The organism is Arthrobacter agilis (assembly GCF_002953615.1).
GTDB classification, from domain to species: Bacteria; Actinomycetota; Actinomycetes; order Actinomycetales; family Micrococcaceae; genus Arthrobacter_D; species Arthrobacter_D agilis_B.
The window spans coordinates 1,088,037-1,094,572 of record NZ_CP024915.1 but is presented as its reverse complement, the minus strand read 5'-3'; the positions used below and the strand labels follow the sequence as shown (position 1 = coordinate 1,094,572).

Below are 6,536 nucleotides of genomic sequence, written 5' to 3'. Positions count from 1 at the left end.
TGGCCCGCCGCTGGGAAGGAGTCCTCGACCAGGACGGGCAGGAACCCACCGACAAGGTGCTCCGGGCTCGCCAGGGCGTCTTCCTCAGGGGCCGCCGCCATGGCCTGCACGTCCTCGAGATCGGCGCCACCGACGAGCAGTTCGAACACCTTGCCACCGTCATGAACACCGCCACCAATCCGCGCATGCACACCGACCGCGCCAGTACGGCCGGTGCCGGTGCCGCTGCCGACGGCATCGGCGCTGCGGCCGAATCCGGTGCCTCCGGTGCTGCTGCCGAGAGCGGGCCAGGATCAGACATCGGCTACGGCGCATCCTCCGGAGCAGGCTCCGGTGCAGGCTCCGGTGCAGGCTCCGGCTGGGGTGGGGGATCAGATTCAGGCAGAAACACGGATTTGTACGGTGACCCGGAGGGAGCAACAAGGGCTCAGATGTTACTCGAAGGATTGGTCTCCGCGTGCAAGATCGCCCTGAGCACGACTGGTCTTCCCGCAACCGGCGGCCACCGACCTCAGGTGATGGTCACCATCGATTATCAGGACCTCATCGAACATACCCAGAACCTCACCCTGGACCTCCCCGGCAACCTCGCCAGGGGCCTCACCGGTCAGACGCAGCGGGCAGGGCAGCGGCCGGGTCACACGGTCTTCGCCGGCCAGGCCAGTGCCAGAACCATCCGGCGGATCGCCTGCGACGCGGACATCATCCCGATCATCCTCGGCGGTGCGGGTCAGGTCCTGGACCTCGGGAGAGCCCAACGCCTCTTCCCACCCCACCTGCGTCGAGCCCTGGTCGCCCGTGACAAGGGCTGTGCCTTCCCGGATTGCATCATCCCGGCGCCCTGGTGCGAAGCCCACCACATCGACCCCTGGTCCCGCGTCGGGAGAACGAGCATCGGCAACGGAGCGCTGCTGTGCGCACGACACCACCACCTCATCCACCAGGGCATGTGGAGGATAGAGCCCCGAAGCGGCATTCCCTGGTTCCACGCGCCCGGATACCCTGGCCGGGCAGGCGCTCTCCGGACCAACGCCTACTGGCACACCGGACGAATCGTTCGAGACGAACTACTGCACCACGAACAGCTGCACGACGAACCACACCACCAAGGACAACGGCCCCTCGAACCACTCCACGACATGACCGGGGACATCCCCGCCACCCTTGCCTGGAACAGGGCGGAGCAGACGAGGGCAGGCTGGAGCCAACCGGAACAGACGAGGCCTGACTGGGACCGACCGGAACAGACGAGGCCTGGTTGGAACCGACCGGAACAGACTAGCTTTGGCCAAGACCGACCGGAGCAGACTACCCATGGCTGGAACAGACCGGAACAGACCACCCCTGGCTGGAACAGACTGGAACAGACCCACCCGGGCGGGAACAGAGAGGTACTGACCTGAACCGCTGTGGTCCGACCTGAACCGCTTTGGTCCGACCTGATTGACCTGAACCGCCCGGATTGACTCGATCGACTTGATCGACTTGATCGACCGTAACGGACGTGAGCAGATCAGCCCTGCTTCGGAAGAACCGATACGGATCCGACAAGACCGTCACAGGCTAAAACGGACCGGAGCAAACAGGGCAGGCCAGAACGGACCGGACCGGACCGCAACACCTCGTTCTGGTCCGCGGGCGCTCAAGTCGTCCCCGGCGCACTACACCTAGTGGGCGGCGTCGTGCCAGCTTGCTCCTGTACCCACCGAGACGTCGAGCGGAACGGAGAGATCCGCCGCTGCGCCCATCTGCTGCCGCACAAGCGCCTCGACCTCCTCGGACTCACCCTCGGCGATCTCGAGCACGAGTTCGTCGTGCACCTGCAGCAGCATGCGCGACGCGAGGCCCCGCTGGGTCAGTACGTCGTCGACGCCGAGCATGGCCTTCTTGATGATGTCCGCAGCCGAACCCTGGATGGGCGCGTTGAGGGCCGCCCGCTCTGCCATCTCGCGGAGCTGCCGGTTGTCGCTCGACAGGTCCGGCAGGTAGCGGCGCCGACCCTCGATGGTGGAGGTGAAGCCGTCCTTGCGGGCCTGCTCCACGATGCCGCGCAGGTAGTCACGCACCGCGCCGAAGCGCTCGAAGTAGTCACGCATGAGGGTGCGCGCCTCGTCGACGGAGATGTTGAGCTGCTTGGAGAGCCCGAACGAGCTCAGGCCGTAGACCAGCCCGTAGGACATCGCCTTCACCTTGGACCGCATGGCGCTGGTGACTTCCTCCGGCGCGACGCCGAAGATGTGCGAGCCGACGAAGCGGTGGAGGTCCTCGCCCTCCTGGAACGCCGAGATGAGTCCCTCGTCACCGGACAGGTGCGCCATGATGCGCATCTCGATCTGCGAGTAGTCGGCCGTCATCAGGCTCTCGAACTTCTCGCCGTTGCGTCCCTGCCCGACGACGAACACCTCGCGGATGCGGCGGCCCTCGTCGGAACGGACGGGGATGTTCTGCAGGTTCGGATTGGTCGAGGAAAGCCGACCTGTCGCCGCGATGGTCTGCAGGTACGTGGTGTGGATGCGGCCGTCGTCGTCCACCGCCTTCCGGAGCCCCTCGACCGTCTGGCGGAGCTTCAGTGCATCGCGGTAGGCGAGAAGCTGCTCGAGGAAGGGGTGCCCCGTCTTGGCGATCAGGTCCGTCAGGGCGTCGGCGTCGGTGGAATAGCCCGTCTTGATCTTCTTGGTCTTCGGCAGCTCGAGCTCGTCGAACAGGACGGTCTGCAGCTGCTTCGGCGAGCCGAGATTGATCTCCTTGCCGATGATCCGGTACGCCTCGGCTCCGGCGGCACTGATCGTCTTCGAGAAGTCGTCGAAGAGCCGGTCGAGCCCGTCGACGGAGACGGCCACGCCGGTGAGTTCCATGCGGGCGAGCACTTCCGCGAGCGGAAGCTCCAGCCCACCGAGCAGCTGGTTGGCCCCGCGCTCGACGAGCTGACCGGCGAAGTGCTCACTGAGGCGCAGTGCGGCATAGGCGGCGACCACGGCCGGCGATGCGACGTCGTTGCCGCCGAGGTCGAGCGCCTGCTGGCCCGACGAATCATTGGCAGACGCCGTGATGGACAGCCGCAGGTGGTACTGGGCGAGGTCGGCGAGATCGTAGCTCCGCCGGTCGGGCTGGATGAGGTACCCGGAGAGGGCTGTATCGTCGATCTCCCCCGCCAGCACGAGGCCTCGGGCGGACAGCAGCTTGAACACTGCCTTGAAGTCGTGGACGATCTTCGGCGCGTCGGTGTCGGACAGCCAGTCCCCCAGCACCTTCTCGGCCTCGGCATCGAGCGCTTCCAGCGGGATGAAGGCTGCGGAGAGCCCGGTGACGACGGCGACCCCGACGACGTCGGTCACCCCGGCCGCCGTCTCGGTGGCCAGCGCCACCGAGGCCTGCGCCTGGTTCGTGGCCCTGAACCATTGCTCGAGTCCGGCGGCGTCGTCGAGCAGCAGGTGTGCGGGAGCACTCTGCTCATCGCCCTCGTCAGCGGTCTCCTCCTCGCCGAAGAGGTCGAACAGCCGTTTGCGCAGCGTGTTGAACTGCAGGGAATCGAAGAGGTCCTCGACCGCCGACCGGTCCGGGTGCTGCGAGACCATGGCGTCGAGGTCCACGGGTAGGTCCAGATCGGTGAGCAGCCGGTTCAGGCGCCGGTTCCGCTTGACGTCCTCGACGTTGGCGCGCAGCGAATCCCCGACCTTCCCGCCGATCTTGTCGAGGTTCTCGAGGATCCCCTCGAGCCCCCCGTACAGCTTGATCCACTTCGCCGCGGTCTTCGGGCCGACGCCGGGTACCCCCGGCAGGTTGTCGGCGCTCTCCCCCACCAGCGCAGCGAGGTCCGAGTACTGGTGCGGCGGTACGAAGTACTTCTCCTCGATGGCCTGCGCATCCATCTGCGGGATGTTGGTCACGCCCTGCTTCGGATAGAGCACGGTCACGCGGTCGTTGACGAGCTGGAAGGCGTCCCGGTCCCCGCTCACCACCTGCACGTCCCAATCAGCACCCGCCGCCTGGTATGCGAGGGTGGCCAGGATGTCGTCCGCCTCGTAGCCGTCGAGGGAGATGGTCGGGATGCGCATCGCCTCCATGACCTTGATGATCAGGTCCACCTGTCCGTGGAACTCCTCGGGCGTCTTGGAACGGCCGCCCTTGTACTCCGTGTACTCCTCGGAGCGGAAGGTCGGTGTGTCGAGGTCGAAAGCGACTGCCACGTGGCTCGGCTTCTGGTCCTTGATGAGGTTGATGAGCATCGCCGTGAAGCCGTAGACCGCATTCGTGTGCTGGCCGGTGTCGGTCGAGAAGTTCTCGGGCGGGAGCGCGTAGAAGGCACGGAAGGCCATGGAGTGCCCGTCGATGACGAGGAGCCGGTTGCGTGAACCGTCGCTGCGACGCGCCGGCGCCTGCCCGCCGGCCGGTGCCACCGAGCCGTCCGGACTGCTCTCCGCGGGCGGTGCGATGGTCAGGGTGGCAGCTGGTTTGGTCGTTTCACTCACAGGTGCCAGCCTAGTTGCCATGACAGACAACCGCACCCGGCCCGACGCCGTCCACGCACCCTCCGGAGACCGGCTGGCCGAGCTCGTCGCCGCGGGCATCCCGCCCGAGATGCACAGCTGGCTCGGCCGCTACGGCGTCGGCGCCCTGACCGTGAAGATGGGCATCGTCTTCTCCGAGATGAGCGCCGAGCGCATGGTCGCCACCATGCCGGTCGAGGGCAACCAGCAGGTCGCGGGCATCCTCCACGGCGGCGCCCACGTGGTGCTCGCCGAGACCCTGGGGTCGTTCGCCGCGGGACTCCACGCCGGCCCGGGCAGGCAGGCCGTCGGCATCGAGGTGGGAGCGACGCACCACCGCAGCATCGATTCCGGCACGGTGACGGGCACCGCGACGGCCATCCACCTCGGCCGGACCCTCACGACGCACGAGGTCGTGATGACCGACGAGCAGGGTCGGCGCCTCTCCACGGCCCGCATCACGAACCTGATCCGGGAGGTCAGGGACTGATCCGGCGTACCGGCCCGGTGCAGCTCCTTCCGAGCCGGGAACGGGACACCGTACCCCGATGCGGAGCCGACCGGATCGGGCAACGATCCGGCCCGTCCGATGAGCACGACGGCGACCTACCGGGCGGGTGCGGGGTCGCGATTGCAAGCTCCGACTGAGCCGGGAACTCCTGTTGCCCCGCCCGAGGGCGCTGCCTACCGTGAAAGAAGGGCGGCACCACCGCCGCCCCGGTAGGAACTCGAACGGAGACCCCGTGGCCGACAAGAAGACGAAGACCATCGCCGCCGTTCTCGCCGCCGGCGCCCTCTTCCTGGGCGGGTGCGATCTCGGCAACAAGGACAGCGACAACTCCGGGACCGATACCGGGAACTACGACGACAACAACGGGATCGACACCGACCTCGGAGACGACAGTCGCGGCAACGACCTCGACGACGCCCCGGACGGCGGGAACGACAAGTGACGGATCGCGGTCCCGTCCTCGCCCGGGCGGCGTTGCGTGGCGTGGCAGCGGGCCTGGTCGGGACGGCCGCAATGACGGTCGGAGAACTCGTGGAGCAACGCATCACGGGTCGTCCGGACTCGCACATCCCCGCCCGGACCCTCCGGATCCTGCTGGGTCGGCCCGCCGACGACGCCGTCCGCTACCCCGTGTGGAACCACGGCATGCACTGGCTGACCGGAGCGACCCTGGGCGCGCTCCGCGGCCTGTGGTCGGTGACGGGGATCCGTGGGGGTTCCGCAACGGCGGCGCACGCCGTCGTCCGCCTCGCGTTCGACCAGACGCTGGAGAACGCCACGGGTGCGGGCGCAGCCCCCTCCCTTTGGCCCGCCGGCGAGAAAACCGCCGACTACCTGCACAAGGGGATCTTCGCCGTCGTGACGGGAGCGGTCTCCGACGCCCTCAACCAGCCCGTGCTCGTGAGCACGGCGGGGGCGCGCAGCCACTGAGCGACGCCCGCCAATGACGCGCGTCAGGCGTCCGCCGCCGCCATGCCTTCCTGGATGTGCCGGCGCAGCTCCGCCGGACGGAACGGCTTGCGGAGATAGCGGTCGGCGCCGGCCTCGAAGCCCCGTTTCTCGTCCGACGGATGGGCGCGCGCCGTGAGCATGACGATGAAGGTCGTCGAGAACCTGCGGATCCGCTCCGCCACTTCGAAGCCGTCGATGTCCGGCAGGCCGACGTCGAGCGTCACCACGTCCGGCATGAGGCGGCGGACCATCTCGACACCGGCGAGACCGGCCGGCGCGGTGTGCACACGGAAGCCCGCGCCGGTCAGCACGGTGTGCAGCAGATCGCGGACGTCATCGTCGTCTTCGATGACCACAGCAGTGCGGGTGTGCTCCTTGCTCGGCATAGCCTGAGTTTACTCCGCAGCGGTGTCCGGCCGGTCGTGCGAACCGGCTCAGGACTCCGGACGGACGGTCGCCTCCACCGGGTCGGCCCCGCCCGTCGGCTGGACCAGAACGCGCTGGACGGTCTCCGGTACGTCGGGGAACGCCCCGATCATGAGCAGTTCGCTCGTCTCCCCGGGCAACGCTCCCCCGCTGTACTGCTC

At 67.9% G+C, this 6,536-nt stretch carries 6 protein-coding genes; 4 read left to right on the top strand and 2 right to left on the bottom strand.

The annotated features are described in order from the left end of the window. Positions 1-161 precede the first annotated feature (161 nt). Positions 162-1,403 carry an HNH endonuclease signature motif containing protein gene (locus CVO76_RS05230; RefSeq protein WP_347876226.1) on the top strand — a complete coding sequence of 414 codons (1,242 nt, stop codon included), beginning with the start codon at positions 162-164 and terminating at the stop codon, positions 1,401-1,403. A 264-nt stretch (positions 1,404-1,667) separates the two neighbouring features. Here the strand turns inward: CVO76_RS05230 and polA are convergent, their stop codons facing one another. Continuing rightward, positions 1,668-4,316, bottom strand: coding sequence for a DNA polymerase I (polA, locus tag CVO76_RS05225; RefSeq protein ID WP_244186299.1), 2,649 nt, complete (start codon positions 4,314-4,316; stop codon positions 1,668-1,670). Between the two features lie 172 nt (positions 4,317-4,488). On the opposite strand from polA, the gene CVO76_RS05220 reads away from it, so the two are divergent. The 3 genes from CVO76_RS05220 to CVO76_RS05210 all read left to right on the top strand — a co-directional run bounded on the left by CVO76_RS05220 (position 4,489) and on the right by CVO76_RS05210 (position 5,928). Next, positions 4,489-4,977, top strand: a complete 489-nt coding sequence (locus tag CVO76_RS05220; protein WP_133081848.1) for a hotdog fold thioesterase — start codon at positions 4,489-4,491, stop codon at positions 4,975-4,977. 253 nt (positions 4,978-5,230) lie between these two features. Continuing rightward, positions 5,231-5,440, top strand: coding sequence for a hypothetical protein (locus CVO76_RS05215; RefSeq protein ID WP_208741039.1), 210 nt, complete (start codon positions 5,231-5,233; stop codon positions 5,438-5,440). Beyond that, the gene (locus CVO76_RS05210; protein ID WP_208741037.1) at positions 5,437-5,928 is read left to right on the top strand and encodes a hypothetical protein; all 492 of its coding nucleotides are present in this window, start codon (positions 5,437-5,439) and stop codon (positions 5,926-5,928) included. The genes CVO76_RS05215 and CVO76_RS05210 overlap by 4 nt, the downstream gene beginning before the upstream one ends. Before the next feature lie 23 nt (positions 5,929-5,951). On the opposite strand, the gene CVO76_RS05205 is transcribed toward CVO76_RS05210, so the two are convergent. Next, the gene (locus CVO76_RS05205) at positions 5,952-6,335 is read right to left on the bottom strand and encodes a response regulator transcription factor (RefSeq protein WP_133081847.1); all 384 of its coding nucleotides are present in this window, start codon (positions 6,333-6,335) and stop codon (positions 5,952-5,954) included. Positions 6,336-6,536: the final 201 nt, after the last annotated feature.

Coding starts and splice junctions, on each gene's coding strand:
- CVO76_RS05230 (WP_347876226.1), top strand. CDS start 162: ATGAACACCGCCACCAATCCGCGCATGCACACCGACCGCGCCAGTACG.
- polA (WP_244186299.1), bottom strand. CDS start 4,316: ATGGCCTTCCGTGCCTTCTACGCGCTCCCGCCCGAGAACTTCTCGACC.
- CVO76_RS05205 (WP_133081847.1), bottom strand. CDS start 6,335: ATGCCGAGCAAGGAGCACACCCGCACTGCTGTGGTCATCGAAGACGAC.
- CVO76_RS05220 (WP_133081848.1), top strand. CDS start 4,489: ATGACAGACAACCGCACCCGGCCCGACGCCGTCCACGCACCCTCCGGA.